This window comes from Neobacillus sp. BF23-41 (genome assembly GCF_041106275.1).
In genome coordinates, this window is the sequence record NZ_JBGBPR010000010.1 from 135,558 (window position 1) to 150,937 (window position 15,380).

Sequence of the window (15,380 nt, forward strand, 5' to 3'; positions counted from 1 at the left end):
TACTTTTTTAATTTCAAATAGAATCCACTATTTTGAAGGACGGAGGAAATAATTCTCTTTCTGTCAATTGCTGATAGTCTCTTTCGAAATATCCTTTTCTCATTTTGTTAAAATATTGTTGTCCCTTGATTTTCATTTCTTCTAAATCAAAATTAGGTATTTTTTGGTCCTTCATTACAATTCTTCCGTTGATAATGGATAGTTTCACGTCTCTTCCTGTTCCGCTGACAATCATCGTTCGGATTGGATCGTCGAAAACCCCCAAATGATATCCATTTAAGTCAATTGCAATAATATCTGCTTTTGCCCCAACTGCTAAACGGCCGAGGTCATTTCTCCCTAGGAACGTAGCTGCCCCAAGTGTGGCCGCCCTGAAGAAATCGGCATATGTTGAACCCTCTACTTCCTTTTCAATGAATCGGGAAAACATGCTGCCTGTTCGAATGTTTTGAAACATATCTGGAGGAAAGGTATCTGTTCCTAGCGCTAAATTAATACCTGCTCGTTTATATTTAGCAAATGATTCTAATGCCGAAGCATGCCTGCCAATGATTAAAGGACAATGAATGACCGTTGTATTTGTTTCTTTCAGAAGTGCTATATCATCACCCTTACCTGAATGTGCTTCACTATATCCAGCAATAAAGTGAGCATGCGGAATTCCTGTTTTTGACCCTAAAAAACCAAGGTCATATAAATAGCGAATAGGAGTTACACCGTGCTTTTCAACAATGGTATGATATTCATAGGTTCCTTGTGCTGCATGAAGTTTAATTGGCACTCCTAATTTATCACTATAGTATTTTGTTTGTGTCAAAATTTCTGACGTTTGACACTCAATTCGTTCGGGTGCCAGCATCCCCCTAACTAATCCATCATAAGCTCCGTCAAATTCTTCTACAAACCTTACAGCATTATTTAATCCAGCTTTTCCTGCTTCTTCATCCCAGTACAGATGGATAGTACCATCAGGTTTTACCACCCTGATTCCAGATTGGTAGCTTGGCCCAAGATAGATTCTTAATCCCAAACTTCCAGCATGGTTTGCTGCAGCAGCAAGCTCCTCATACGTTTCTGCCCATTCTTTATAAAGTACCGAAGTAATTGGCATCGCAGTAGTAACACCATGGAGAATCAGTTGTGAGTAGGCATAAAGGGATTTGAAATTTTCTTCTTTAGCTGTCATTATTTCATGATGTCCGTTTTTTATATATTGTTCAGACCAAAGCAGGTTATTCTGTCTGTTTGTCCTTGCCTCTAAATGTAAGATATCGTGGTCAATATCACCTAATGCATTTAAATCGATAAACCCCGGACTAATAACGGAGTTCCCCATATCGATTACCTTATTCACTGTGCCAAGGTAATTTTTGCCGACAAAGATTATCTTATCATTTTCAAAAACAACTTCCGCGTTTTCAATTAAGACGTGGTCTTCTCCATCGTACCCAATAACGTACCTTCCCTTTAATTTGGTTTTCAATTCAATTAACTCCTTTCATTATTCAGAAGTAAGCTTATTTAGACTCCCATAAGTATCATTATAAAAAAAATTACTATTTTATATATTCGAAATCATTACCCTTTTTTATAATATTTCTACTTCTTAGTGATTAAATAAAGATAGTAAGCTACAACTTTTTTTATAAACTTCGTCTTGCAATCTCCATTTTAATTTATTTTCACTGACAAAAAAATTTCGTCCACCGCATACGTAGACGAAACTTTTGTGGTATCGTGTAAATTTAGCCATTTCTAATCAACAAAATTAGGCTGATTCTTCAATAGTTGTGGTGTTTTTGTCCTCTTTTGCTTTAGCCTTATAATCCATCATATATTTTATGATAAATAATCCTCCTACCATGAGATAAGAATAGAAGAACGGCATTAATGCAGGCTGAGCGAATCCGACTGCCCCTGAATGGATAATTCCAAATAGAGACAATAGAGCCGCAATTCCAGCTGCAATGGCAGCACGGATTGGTTGATCTTTAATGGCAAATATCGCTAAACATCCCCACAACAAACTACTTATTGGAGCACCGTTACCTAAGTGAATCATACCGTTATAATACACACCATGGTGAGACATGGCCTCAGCGGTAACTTTAGCTCCTGTAGTTCCTGCGGAAGTTAAAACATTATTTGCAAGGGATAATGCCCAGTTTCCGATCCATGGGAACAAACAAACAAATATTACTGGGACTTCGAGTTTAGGTGTTTCACGAACAACTTGGTTTGCTGTTACGATACCAACATATACCAATATTGGTACGATTGCAGCGACAGGAATGACAGCTAATAAGAATGAGCCTAATCCAAAGAGAGAAATAATTAACATTGATAAACCAGTGGCGATAGAGTAACCAAGTCCTGCTCCCATTGACTTCCAGCCTGCATGTCCAATATATACAGTTACTGGATATGGATTACCAAAACAAGCTCCAATCGAAGAGGAAATACCGTTTGCTAACATTACTTGACGAGTTTTATATGGGTCCCCTACCGCGTGAGCACTTTCAATATTTTCTAAATCAAAAATATAGTTTGCTAGTCCAAGTGGAACAGCAGATGCTAAATAAGGAAGCGCATGTGGAATGCCAGAAATCCAGCTATCAATATGCAAGGTAGGAGGATTAAATCCTAAACCGTGCAATGAAGCGGTAATCGCTTCAGGACTTTGTAATCCAAAGACCCAGGCCAAAATTGTACCAGCAGCTAATAAAAGAAAACCAGTAGGGATTTTTGCGAATATTGGAGATTTACCAAACCAGTTAATAAAAATGATAATAAGTACAACAAAAGCTACCAACGGAGTTTCAAAAGATTGTAACATCGGGTTCATGGCAAGCAATAATAAACCAAGACCAGATAAACACGATAAAAGTACCGTTCTTGGAATAATTCTTCGAAGTGTATCGCCTAAAAACGCGCCTATAATTAGAATCATTGCTTCAAATAAACACCAAACAAGTGCAAGTGAGAAGGCAAATTCCGCATTCTGCGTTTCCATAAATACTGGAAGGATTACTAAAAAAGTAACCGTAAAGATGGAAGGCGCACTAGGGCCTGACGGCAAAGCAGTTATGTCATTTCTACCTGTCTTTTTAGCTAAAAAATATCCAAAGACAAAGTAACAACAGCTTGCTAAGAAGATGCCAAGACCAAAACCTGGAACGATTCTTCCGTATACAATTTCTTCAGGAAAACCAACTACAAAAAGTAATAATGATATCATTGTTAAAAGATTTGTTAAATTGTTAGCAAGTAAACCAAAGTATGCAGCCCAGTCACCCTTATACCATAATTTTAGACTTTGATCCATTTCGTTTCACCTCTTATTTTTTTGTAATAGTACGTAGTGGTCCTGAGAGATTATCCAAAATTCGAATAACCCAATGTAAATCTTTCTTATACCTTGTATGAAAGTATCGGTCCTCCTTTTGCCTCTTACGAGAGAAAGTTCCCTTCGTAGGGGGAAACATATAATAAACATACTGTAAAAATTTCAACTATCGCGAAAGCCCTTACAATGAAAATTTTATTAGGAAATGCTAATTACGTCATTGTCCACTCAAACCAAAAAGGAAGGATATCAATTAGGCATGTTATACAATGGATTTTGTACAAAATATGTCATGGATAACGAAGAAATTTTTTGGTTATTTTGTTGTATGCGCAATGACTTCCAGACATTATTTTGCTAAACTAAATTACACTATTTTTCCACTAAAATAATATCTTGTTTTTACCTTAATGAAGGACGTGAAATAGAACAAATGGACGCACTTAAAAAGTTAATTGAATTTCTGCACATTCACTTATCTAAATAAGAAAAAGCAATCAACCATAAAGAGGGTTGACTGCTTTCCTTTTATTTACGAGCAGGACAGAAATCCTACTTCTCATTTTGTTTGTGAAAATGCTCAAATAGATGATCACAATCTTCTCTTTTTTCTACTTTGATCATGTTAAGCACACTTGTATCTTCTCCTGTTAAATATTTGCGTAGGTGCATATCAGAAAAACCATAATCATGAGCATCATCTCTTGTGTTACAATAATGAACTTCTTTAACGCCTGTCCAAATGATGGCTGAGACACACATTGGACATGGTTCACAAGTTGCGTATATTACACAATCAGATAAATCCATGGTTCCAAGTTTCTTACAAGCTTCTCGAATAGCAACCATTTCTGCATGTGCAGATGGATCTGTATCTCTCATCATCGTGTTACTTACTGCAGCAATCACTTCATCACCACGGACAATTGTTGCGCCAAATGGACCTCCAACTTTATTGTTCATTCCTTTAATTGTTGCCTCTGCAGCCATTTTCATATAATCCATAATCAAATTCCTCCTATTATTTATTGAACATAAATTTTAATAAATATCCTTAAAATTTTGACTATGCTTCTACAAAAAAACTATTGGTTATTCGGTTTACTATACTTTCCAAAAATAGTGTATAGAATAAACGATACAATCAAACCACTAAAGAATGCAAAATCATTCATTTTAGCTAAAAGTGGTACATTCTTAAGAAATGCACCTGACATTGGAAGAATAAAGCTCACTGCTAAAACACCCATTGCAATTGGATTATAGCCGTTCTTATACTCCCCATAACTGCCTTGTGGTACATAAATATTATCAAGGTTTAGCTTTCTCTTACGATGAATATAGAAGCTGGAAAGCATAATCCCTGCAATTGGTCCAAAGATGGATCCAATAAAGCTATAGAAGAAGAACAATGTTGTTGTGCTAGATACAAGCTTCCATGGTAAAATTAAGGTTCCAACAATCGCTGTCAAAATACCTGCTGACTTTACAGTAAATCTTTTTGGAAATAGAGATGTCATTTGTAATCCTGAAGGCAATAGGTTTGCAAACACAACAAACGCCGTTGCACCAACGTTTAGGGCTAATATTAATACTACTACAGAAAATGTATTTTCAATTTTATCAAGCGCATGAACGATATTGAAAATAGGCTCACCAAATGCAATTTCAGTACCAGCAATTAACGCAACACAAGTGATGGCAAAGAGAATATACGAGAAAATAAATCCTAGTGGTAACCCAATAATAACGTCTCTTGGCGATTTAGCTCGATGAGTAAAATCAGCCATGTTAACCACTGGACCAGCCCAGTTAGATACTAACGCACTTACGCAGGCTATAAAAACAAGTGGGCTAGAGGACGGATCTTTCGGTACATAAGATAAGATTGGTCCAAAACCACCCGCCATGTTGATTGCCCAAACTGCTGCACCAATGATAAATACGTAAACAACCGGCGAAGACCAGCTTCCAAATTTACCCAAAACATTCATTCCACCTAGGAACAAAAGAACGGTAATCGTCCAAAGAATGGCATAGGAAATCATCGTAGGAACAGTTAAGCCAAAAATATTAAAATCTCCACCTAAGGACATATAATTCGGAATGAATCTCGCAAAAATAACATTCAAAGATTCCGCCCCAACGACAGTGGTAGTACCAAAGAATACCAAACCTGCTATTAGACCACGACATAACGCAGGGATGATGGCTCCTTTTACTCCGAAGGTATCTCGAAGCAGCATAGCAAATGGGAGGCCATACTTTGATGCTGAATAACCGTTTAAAACATAAAATGTTGATACAATAACTGCTGAAAGCATGACGGCTAATAGTACTTGCTTTGTATTTAATCCCAGAATAAAAAATCCTGCTACTGTCATATAAGACATGATATTATGGACGGCGCCCATCCATAGTGTCGTATAGTTTGATATGCCCCAATCTCTTTGGCTAGGCTTCTTTGGAAGTAAATCATCTGAATAACCATATGATTTATATTTATCATAGGCTTTTTCAATTTTAGCTTCTTCCATATTTACATCTCCTTGCTTAGCTATAAAATTTGTCCATTACCTTACAATATGAGTTCCTGCGCCTTCATTGATTGCTTCTTTTAAGCTTTCTGGGTTTGTGATAATGACCCTCGAACCATTTTTTTCTAAAAAGCTTAAGCTAGCCTCAATTTTAGGAAGCATGCTTCCTGGAGGAAAGTGGTTTTCAAGTACATATTGTTTGGTTTCTTCAACCGTAATCTTTTCAAGTGCCTTTTGATTTGGCTTGCCAAAGTTAATACAAACTCTTGAAACACCCGTGGTAATGATCAATGTTTCCGCTTGAACCTGTTCTGCGAGTAGACTCGTTGCAAAATCCTTATCAATGACTGCGTCGATTCCCTCAAACGCATTGTTATTGTTCCTTACTACAGGAATCCCGCCGCCTCCAACAGCGATGACCACAAACCCAGCATCGATTAATGTTTTAATCGCATCTTTTTCAACAATGTTAATTGGTTTTGGTGAAGGGACCACTCTTCGATAGCCGCGGCCTGAATCTTCTATGAAACTCCAGTCTGGATGTTCTTTTTTCATTTCTTCAGCCTGCTCTATTGTAAAAAATGCCCCTACAGGTTTTGTCGGATTTTTGAAATTGGGGTCATCAATACTCACTTCTACCTGTGTAATAACCGTAGCGACCTTTTTGTTAATACCCCTTCTGTCAAATTCATTGGTTAAGGCCTGTTGAATTTGATAGCCAATCCCACCTTGCGTATCTGCTCCACAATTGACCAGCGGTATCACCGGCATACCGGCTACTTCGTTGGCAATTTCCGATCTTCTTAGGCCAAAGCCTACCTGTGGTCCATTGCCGTGTGTGACTACAACATTGAAACCTTCTGCTACCATATCTGCAATATTAACTGCGGTTTCGCATACTGCTTCATATTGGTCATTGACAGAGTCAAGACCATTTTCTCGGACTAATGAGTTTCCTCCAATTGCAACAATCACTAATTTTTTCATCATTTTTCCCCTTGGTTTAATTTGCTTATTTCCTTAGCAATTCAAAAGATTGCTCCTTATGCAAATGATATAACGGGTTAGCTGGATCATTTGCAATCGCATTCTCTATTGCTTCAATTGCTTCTTGATGTTTACCAAGCGACCTAAGGCTATTTGCCTTATGAAATGAAAAATCGTAGCGATTTGGCTTTAGTGCCAGCAATTTATCCATTTCAACAACTGCTTCTTCGTGTCTGCCTAGTTCTCTTAAGTAATTTGATTTATGATAACGATAAAAAGTCTCAACAGGGTTTAATTCACAGGCTTTATCGTATTCTGATAGAGCCTCATCTGGTTTCCTCATTGCTCTTAAACAGTTGGCTGTATAGAAATAGAAGTCTAGATCCATAGGGTCTTGTGATAATGCTTTGTAGTACTCCTCTAGCGCCTCCTCGTATCTCTTTTGTTCTTGTAAGAAATAGCCTTTGTAGTAAATCAAATCAAGGTTATGATTATCATCTTCTAGACATTTTTCTATTTCTGAGATGGCCTCTTCATACTTATCAACTCTGGCAAGTTTTTTTGCCTTTTTGATAGATTCACTTTTTACGCTATATTCTTTATTCAAGATGTTTACAATCTTTTGGTGCCCCATTTCTTGAGCATGCTCCAGCGCTGACTTCCCGTCCCTATCTGGAAGATTTACATCTGCTCCTGCTTCCACGAGCTCTTGAATAATATCAGAATAAAGCCTGCCGCCATTACCTAATATCACAGACTCTAGAAGGGCGGACCAGCCTAAATTGTTCACATGATTTACCGGAACCCCAGCATCTAAGCAGATTTGGACCGTCTTTAAATAGCCTTTTTCACTAGAAGGTAACAATGCCGTACCCCCAAATCGATTAACACTGTTTAGGTCTGCACCAAACTTAAGCATCATACTTAAAATTTCATGAAATCCGTTCGCACCAGAACATATAAATGGAGTTAATTGGGTAATATCTCTCGTATTGACTTCGCTTCCAGCCTCTAGTAACAATTTCACTACAACAATTTGGTTTTTTTGTACAGCCGCCATTAAGGCTGTCCGGCCGGCCGCATCCTTATAATCAATGCTGGCTCCTTCATGTAAGAGCTTTTCTACAGCAACATAATCCCCCTGCTCACTTGCATGAATAAGTTCTCTGTCCATGGTATTACTTTCCAAGTTCATTCTCTCCTTAAGCTGTATTTAAACAGGAAGTTATTAAAATACTAAAGTTTCAGTTCTGGTCCTAAACAAATTAGGACCAGAATTAATTATTGAATGTTTTGACTTAAAGTAAGCAGTGCCTTTTCAAAAGCTTCAACTGGAGGATTAGTGATTCCTGCTCCAATCATTCCAATTCCAGCTTCCTTATGGGCTATTGCCGTATTAATGATTGGCAGGATTCCAGTTTGAACAACCTTCCGAACATCGATTCCAGTCGGAATACCCATGAAATTTAGCAATGGAATCGTTACGTTTGGATTTTCTGCTGTTGTAATTTCTTTCATCTTTTTAGAGTAGCCTATTGCATCATCTATTGTTCCGCCTACAAGGGCAACAATTGCAGGAGCTGTAGCCATTGCAAATCCACCAATTCCATATGTTTCTGTGATTGCGCTATCCCCAATATCCAATCCAGAATCTTCAGGTTTATACCCGGCAAACATTGGACCAATTACTTTTTGCGCAGGACCTGTAAACCATGTATTTCCTGGAATTCCACTTACACGGATACCGAATTCAGTACCATTACGTGCCATTGTTGTCACAATCGTACTATTTTCAATGCCATGTGCTGCGTCAAGAGCACATTTTGCAAGGGCCATCCAAGTTGGACCAGAGAAATAATCACTGCTTGCAACAAACTCAAAAACTTCTCGCTTTTGTTCAAGTGTAAAATCTGTTTGAATAATAAAAGGTGTTAACGCTTGGATTAAAAGCGTTGTTCCGGCAACGTTACGGTTATGACACTCATCACCCATATGAAGGGCTTGTGCCAGCATTAAACGCAAGTCAATTCCATTCGGATTTAACTTCATCGCTGCGCTTAGGATTGGACCGAAAACATCACGCATCCAAACTAAACGGTCAATAACACTTTGGTCATTAGCACCCATTCGAAGGATTTTTGACAGCTGCTCACTTAAGTTTGTGTAGGCAATATTGCCATAGGTTTTATTCTCTACAATGTGCATGTACATCGAAGCAGATGTTACACCAGCCATAGAGCCGACACAGTTGTGCTCATGACACGGGGAGAAGGTAATTTCGCCAGATGCAGCAAGCTCAGCAGCTTCTTCTAAATCCCTTGCAAGGCCTTCAAATAAGATTGCCCCAGTCACAGCCCCCCTCATCGGACCATTCATTTTATCCCAAGTTATTGGAGGTCCTGCATGAAGAATCGTTGTTTTCGTCATACCTGGCACACAATCAATTGCTTTTTCAAAACCAATTAATACTGGTTGTGATTTAATAATTCTTTCGACAGCTACCTTATTTGCCACTTCAATCTTTTCAAGAATTGTTGGATCCTCAAGCATGTCTAGTGCTGCAATAAGTTCCGTGTTCCCTCTGCCTGGCGGAGTCCACTCTAGATGAGTTACTTCTGTATTTTGCTTTACTAAATCACCCTTAAAGGACTCGATTCCCACATTAATAACATTAAGTTTTTGATTAAAAAGCTCATTTATTTTGCTCATTGCTTATTCTCCCTTCACGACAAATTCTCTTGCCAAAAGACCTGCATTCTGACTGCTGCTGGCATGTGTTGCACCTGCAGCTAACAGCTTTTCTACCTGTTCATCAAGGTTTTGAGGATCCAGTTCAGTTCCAAGAACGTATCCGATAACTTCAAGATGTCTTCCTTCTTGTTCGGCATTTTGCTTTGCTTCTATTATTGCAGGAAGCATTGCCCCAACTGGATCTTCGTGTGCACCATATCCTAAAACAAAGTCCATGACGATTACACCAACGGATGGATCTTTAGCCTCTTGGATAAATCTCGAAATTCTTGTGGACGGATCAATCATTGGATGTGGCTTCCCTTGTGTGAACTCATCATCACCAAAATCAATAAATGTGTGTTCTTGGCTTATATTTTTATCTTTTAAGCGATAGTTAGGGTCTCTTTGGATATTGCTATAGACATTATCGAACTTCTCCATTGCGGCATGCATAGCCTCATCACAAAGGGTACCGCCGCTGAATAGTCCGCGAATATATTTTTGTTCTGGTGTTAATTTGGTGCGAACCTCTTCAATTAGTGGAATGTTTAATGCCCGTTTATTAATTTTGCTTTCATCGGCACCAGCCAATAATACCGCTTTAAGTGCAGCCTCTTTAGACATTTTCGCCAAATGGCCGCCAGCTTGTCTGACCTTCCCTTCATCTCCGCCAACAAACCAAACAACTACAGGTTTCTTGCATTGTTTGATTTGCGCTAATACTTTCTCTTCAACACTTGCAGCAGGTGGCTTAGAAATAAGGACTATCACTTTAGTTGCCTCATCGTCTTCCAGAGCCTTGATTCCATCAAGCATCATGATTCCGCCAATTTCCTCTTTTAGATCTCTGCCGCCAGTTCCAATCATCTGTGTGATTCCGCCGCCGAATTCATGAATGCGGACACTTACCTCTTGACTCCCGGTTCCAGATGCACCAACAATACCAATGCTGCCTTTTCTTACAGCATTGGCAAAGCATAAAGCAACATTGCCAATAATCGCTGTCCCGCAATCCGGCCCCATCATTAATAAGCCTTTTTCATGGGCTAATTTCTTTAATTCGATTTCATCTTCTATGCTTACATTGTCGCTAAATAGCATGACATGGAGATTGTTTTCAAGAGCTTTTCTCGCTTCTCTAGGTGCATACGCTCCGTTTACGGCAATCACCGCTAGGTTAGCTTCAGGAATACCTTGGGCAGCTGAAGCAATCGTTGAATACTTGACTTCACCTTTCTCAGTGGAGGTATCCTTTTTTGTCAATAATTCATCAATACTAATGAACGCGCTTTCACACATCTCAAGATTAGCAGCATTAACAACAATGATTAAATCACTTGAGTTTGCCTCTTCCACTTCTGGTGTTATTAATCCAACATTTTTCATTACCTCTTTATTCATTTCTGTACCCATTGCGATAATGGCCTGTTCAACGCCCTCTATTTGGTTCGCTTTTGTTGATAGTGACATCAAAGATACAGAATCGAAATAGGTGTTCTCTTTTACAATAGCTTTTACAGTCATAATTGACCTCCTACTTTAAGATTGGCTTTCAACCCAGAGACAAGACCTAAGGCTATATCTGTTCCTGATGAAGAGCCGATATTTAGTACTTTATTTAAAGAGAGATATAAGTCGTCTTCTTCTCCATTAAGTATGGAATGAACTAAGTGAATGATTGACTCTCTTACTTGACCAATGGATGCCTTTTTTAATGCCATATAGCTTATTTCATTCGTTAAGGTTTTTGCTTTCTGCAGCACTTCTCCACAAAATGATTGATGTGAATAGAAAGGGCTATTCCTCAAATTAATGATCGTAAATAATCCAACTAGGTAGTCATCTCCAGAGGGAGTTAGTCCTGGACCAAGACCTATTAACGAAACAGCATGATGCAAGGCACTGGTCATTCGATTACTTAATAATTCGTTTAATAATAACTTGGTTCGTTCTTCGAGCATTCTAGACATTTCTATGTCAAAAAGACTTGGGGCAGCTACTTTCTTTTTCATTCCCCCAGCTTTTCCGTGGATATCGATGTATTCTATCATTCTTTTTAAATTTCGAGAGATGTTTTCGGTGTTTGCAGGGTACTCCGGTAAAATACCTGCCCATTTCTCAGCTTGATTCGTAGATATGGCAAGTTTATTTGAAATGTGCAGCATTTTACTTTTTACATACACCACATCATTGACATCGATATTTAATTCCTCAAGGCTGGCAGAATTAATCACTAGCGTATTAGGTCCATTATCAATTTGGCTGCTGGCAATCGTAAATAATTCGCCATTTTCATTACAATGAATATTAATTGTATTTTTAAATGTGCTATGAACAAAACCAGTTAGGACAGAATTATTAATTCTTTCAATAAACTCAAGATCACCAGAAATTGCATTCCTCAATTGTGATACATCATTGATCTGGAACGTCTGTACATGCAGCCCCTTCCAAAGGATAAATTTGTAAGGTACAGTATAAATAAAGCACCAACTTCTTTTCATTTCTGTGAAAGGAAAAATTCGTTTAACTCTTATTTTAGTTTGACAAGATATGACCTTACATGTTTATTTTAGATAAATTGCATAAAAGCATCATCGTTTAAGCAAACCAAAAAAAATAGATATCATTTGTGCATGTTATACAATTAAATGTGTAGATTTTTTGACAAAGGAGTGATAATCTTGCTGACCGTTAAGGATTTATTTGAAATACAAGCGATTGATGGCTTAAAGATTGTTGCTGGGGAAAAAGGAATTGATAATGAAATCTCAATAGTCAATATCATCGAAAATCCCGAGGCATTTGACTGGCTTTCACCTAATGAACTCCTATTATCAACGGGTTATATTTTTAAAGATAACGAGGATTTGCAAATTAGAATACTTAACGAACTTTCAGCTATTAATTGTGCAGGACTAGTTGTCAAAATGAAACGATACTTTGAAAAACTCCCACAGAAAATGATTGATCATGCAAATGAATTGGGTTTCCCACTGATTGAGTTACCCTTTGAATATACCCTATCAAAGGTCATTTCTATTATTAATGAGAAAGCATCTGGCCGTTATGATTTATTAAATAGAAAGACCTTAGACATGCATAATTTATTTTTTCGAATTACACTTGAAGGCGGCGGGATTGAAAGGATTTCTTCCATGTTATCGGGATCTATTAATAATCCAATTATTTTCGTTGACCAGGATTGGAAGCTGCTTCACTTTACAGAACACCTAAATAATAAGGTACCACTTTCATACTGCTTTACTCTGGTTAAAAATCGACCTATTTTCAATAAAGAGTTTATTAATTCTGTCCCTAAAGAAATAAATGAAATGAAAAAGAGTATTCAACGCATTTATTACTTAGAAGGAATGGAAATAAAATGCCGCATCCTTCCTGTCGCAGTTGCAAATAATATTTATGGATATATTGTTGTATGGCAGACTGTCCAAGATTTAACGGAGTTTGACTTACTTATTTTAGAGCAGGCGTCAACTAATATGGCACTGGAACGTATAAAAGCAAAGGACATCGAGGAGGTAAAATTAAAAATCAAACAGGATTTCTTTGATGATTTGCTGACTGGAAAAATAACATCCGTCGATACAATTCACACCTTTAGTGAATTGCATGGATTAAATCCAAGTTACAGTTACTACTGTATAGTCATTAATTTAGAATCGGAGGAAGATGACGGTTATGATGATATGGTTGCAAGGAGGGTTCGACTGGAGAACAAAACCAGAAAATGTGTGGACTTAGTCTATAATCTTTCGAACTATTCAAACGCTGAGGTCACATGCTTTCATAGAAACAATCGTATAATTATAATGATTGGTCAAAATGACAATAAACCTTCTCTATCGGTAAATGAGGTAAAACAATACGGAAATACAATTTACAATGCATTTGAAAAGGAAATAAATAACACAACCTTCTTAATTGGAATTGGCCGTCAGTACGAAACCATTCATTCCCTTCATAAAAGCTTTTCTGAAGCAAATGAATCTATTCGACTCATGGAGAAATTTAATATCCGAGGGGGAGTATCTCACTATGAAGATCACTCCATCTATCACTTTTTAGACAGTAATATCAAAGACATAGAATTAGAAGAATTTTTCATGAAAAGCCTTGGGAAAATCTATGAGCATGACCATTTGCATGGGACGAGTTATATCATTACGTTAGAGAACTATTTTATTAATAACCTTAATATTAGTGAAACAGCAAAAGCGATGTTTTTACACAGAAATACGCTTATTTATCGTATCGATAAAATCAAGGAAATCTTAAATACTGATTTAAAAAACTCGGAGGAATTGCTGCAAATCCAATTAGCTTTAAAGATATTTAGACTCTTAAATAAAAAACTTCCAATCAATTCTTAAATCAGATGGGTCCCGTTCTCTATGAAACCTCGGGACCCGTCTATTTTATGTGAACAGAAATCGATATGCCCTTATTCCGTTAAATGATATTGAAGGAATTCAATCACTTGTTTAAATGCACTTTGGATAACTGGATTATCAAAATCCTTATCAAACACATGCTCTCCATTTGGAATTGTGATTAACCTGGTTTCAACCTTTTCTTTTATCAATGCACCTCTCATAAATACTGATTGTTCATAGGGAACATCCTCATCCTTTGTCCCGTGTAACAGTAAGGTTGGTGGATAATCGCTAGTGATATTTTGCTTTGGGCAAAACTTTAAGAGTGCATCCTTATGCATTATTGGATTTATCCCCGTAATCTCTTGGATCCATACCCCTTGCTGTCTAGCATAAACATAATAGAGAAACCGCTGATCAATCGATGCCTCTGTAATCACTTGGTTGGAGATAAGCCTTCTAGCAAGTTCTTTAGGGACATTGTCCTTTTGTAAATAGAAACTGCTTGGATTTGTTGCCCATTTACCAATGATATCTCCATATCCATAAAAAGAGATAATTGCACGTGGCTTATGAGTAAATGAACCCGTACAAAGCGCCAAAAAACCACCTGCAGAACTACCTACAACAGCTATTCTTTTTGGATCAATGGAAAATTCCTGTGGCCCTTCTGATTTTAACCACTGAAGTGCGTCTTGAACATCCTCTAGGATCTCTGGCAATTTTGTCTCGGGTGCTAGCCTATAGTCAATTGAAAACACTGCAAATCCATTATCATTATAGAGTTTTATCATCTCTTCACTTATTTCTTCTCTTGTTCCCCAAACAAGCCCACCACCATGAATATAAACTATAACAGGTGCATTATGATTGCTATTTCCATAAAAATCAGCCTTTATGGAAAAACAATCATTATTCTTATAAATAACTGTTTTCTTCATTTGTACTCTGCACGTCCTTCATGAAATTAAATTGGAATTGTTAGTTCGTAGATAAAGTTATTGTTTTCAGTCTAACAAAACCCAAAGGGTAAACTATTAACTTGAACGAGATATTCCCTACTCTAATTTACGACATATTTTGCGCATTTTGAATTGTACAACATGCCTAATTAACACCCTATATTTTTGGTATTGGTAAACAATAAAGTTATTAGAGTTTCCTACAAAGTAATAATATGGAAATTATAAAGGTGCACCATAATGAGAAATAGAACCTAAGACTTAGAGTAAATTACATCTGGCAATCTTGGAGACCGAAAAAGCTAGGGCATTAGTTAATCCAGAATTTATCCAAAACCAAAGCATACGGCAATATGCAATTATTATTCAAGTAGCCATAACGATTTTCATTTTCTGCATCTCAGTATTTAAGCCTTGG

Annotated in this window: 11 protein-coding genes; 1 reads left to right on the forward strand and 10 read right to left on the reverse strand. The window is 37.3% G+C overall.

The genetic code is table 11. From position 1 onward, the window contains the following. Positions 1-13: 13 nt before the first annotated feature. The 9 genes from AB7942_RS16560 to AB7942_RS16600 all read right to left on the reverse strand — a co-directional run bounded on the left by AB7942_RS16560 (position 14) and on the right by AB7942_RS16600 (position 12,008). Positions 14-1,483, reverse strand: a complete 1,470-nt coding sequence (locus tag AB7942_RS16560) for an amidohydrolase family protein (protein ID WP_369447710.1) — start codon at positions 1,481-1,483, stop codon at positions 14-16. A gap of 285 nt (positions 1,484-1,768) precedes the next feature. Then, the gene (locus AB7942_RS16565; RefSeq protein WP_369447711.1) at positions 1,769-3,325 is read right to left on the reverse strand and encodes a SulP family inorganic anion transporter; all 1,557 of its coding nucleotides are present in this window, start codon (positions 3,323-3,325) and stop codon (positions 1,769-1,771) included. A gap of 573 nt (positions 3,326-3,898) precedes the next feature. Further along, positions 3,899-4,351: a nucleoside deaminase gene (locus AB7942_RS16570; protein ID WP_098933470.1), complete on the reverse strand. Its 453-nt coding sequence runs from the start codon at positions 4,349-4,351 to the stop codon at positions 3,899-3,901. 80 nt (positions 4,352-4,431) lie between these two features. Next, a complete protein-coding gene (locus tag AB7942_RS16575; protein WP_369447712.1) occupies positions 4,432-5,883 on the reverse strand; it encodes a cytosine permease in 1,452 nt (483 codons plus the stop codon). A gap of 36 nt (positions 5,884-5,919) precedes the next feature. Beyond that, positions 5,920-6,870, reverse strand: coding sequence for a carbamate kinase (arcC, locus tag AB7942_RS16580; protein ID WP_369447766.1), 951 nt, complete (start codon positions 6,868-6,870; stop codon positions 5,920-5,922). A gap of 25 nt (positions 6,871-6,895) precedes the next feature. Continuing rightward, positions 6,896-8,059 carry an ankyrin repeat domain-containing protein gene (locus AB7942_RS16585; protein ID WP_369447713.1) on the reverse strand — a complete coding sequence of 388 codons (1,164 nt, stop codon included), beginning with the start codon at positions 8,057-8,059 and terminating at the stop codon, positions 6,896-6,898. Positions 8,060-8,151: 92 nt separating this feature from the next. Continuing rightward, positions 8,152-9,579, reverse strand: coding sequence for a YlbE family protein (locus tag AB7942_RS16590; protein ID WP_369447714.1), 1,428 nt, complete (start codon positions 9,577-9,579; stop codon positions 8,152-8,154). Positions 9,580-9,582: 3 nt separating this feature from the next. Then, a complete protein-coding gene (gene fdrA / locus AB7942_RS16595) occupies positions 9,583-11,127 on the reverse strand; it encodes an acyl-CoA synthetase FdrA (protein ID WP_369447715.1) in 1,545 nt (514 codons plus the stop codon). After that, positions 11,124-12,008, reverse strand: a complete 885-nt coding sequence (locus AB7942_RS16600) for an oxamate carbamoyltransferase subunit AllH family protein (protein ID WP_369447716.1) — start codon at positions 12,006-12,008, stop codon at positions 11,124-11,126. Before AB7942_RS16600 ends, fdrA begins: the two co-directional genes overlap by 4 nt. 279 nt (positions 12,009-12,287) lie before the next feature. On the opposite strand from AB7942_RS16600, the gene AB7942_RS16605 reads away from it, so the two are divergent. Next, complete coding sequence (locus AB7942_RS16605) at positions 12,288-13,997, forward strand: PucR family transcriptional regulator (protein WP_098933464.1); 1,710 nt, start codon at positions 12,288-12,290, stop codon at positions 13,995-13,997. A gap of 71 nt (positions 13,998-14,068) precedes the next feature. Here the strand turns inward: AB7942_RS16605 and AB7942_RS16610 are convergent, their stop codons facing one another. Continuing rightward, positions 14,069-14,941 carry an alpha/beta hydrolase gene (locus AB7942_RS16610; protein ID WP_369447717.1) on the reverse strand — a complete coding sequence of 291 codons (873 nt, stop codon included), beginning with the start codon at positions 14,939-14,941 and terminating at the stop codon, positions 14,069-14,071. Positions 14,942-15,380 lie beyond the last annotated feature (439 nt).

What these genes read in the sequence shown, in the direction of transcription:
- fdrA (WP_369447715.1), bottom strand. Translation starts at nt 11,127, where the DNA reads ATGACTGTAAAAGCTATTGTAAAAGAGAACACCTATTTCGATTCTGTA.
- arcC (WP_369447766.1), bottom strand. Translation starts at nt 6,870, where the DNA reads ATGAAAAAATTAGTGATTGTTGCAATTGGAGGAAACTCATTAGTCCGA.
- AB7942_RS16590 (WP_369447714.1), bottom strand. Translation starts at nt 9,579, where the DNA reads ATGAGCAAAATAAATGAGCTTTTTAATCAAAAACTTAATGTTATTAAT.
- AB7942_RS16575 (WP_369447712.1), bottom strand. Translation starts at nt 5,883, where the DNA reads ATGGAAGAAGCTAAAATTGAAAAAGCCTATGATAAATATAAATCATAT.
- AB7942_RS16610 (WP_369447717.1), bottom strand. Translation starts at nt 14,941, where the DNA reads ATGAAGAAAACAGTTATTTATAAGAATAATGATTGTTTTTCCATAAAG.
- AB7942_RS16570 (WP_098933470.1), bottom strand. Translation starts at nt 4,351, where the DNA reads ATGGATTATATGAAAATGGCTGCAGAGGCAACAATTAAAGGAATGAAC.
- AB7942_RS16565 (WP_369447711.1), bottom strand. Translation starts at nt 3,325, where the DNA reads ATGGATCAAAGTCTAAAATTATGGTATAAGGGTGACTGGGCTGCATAC.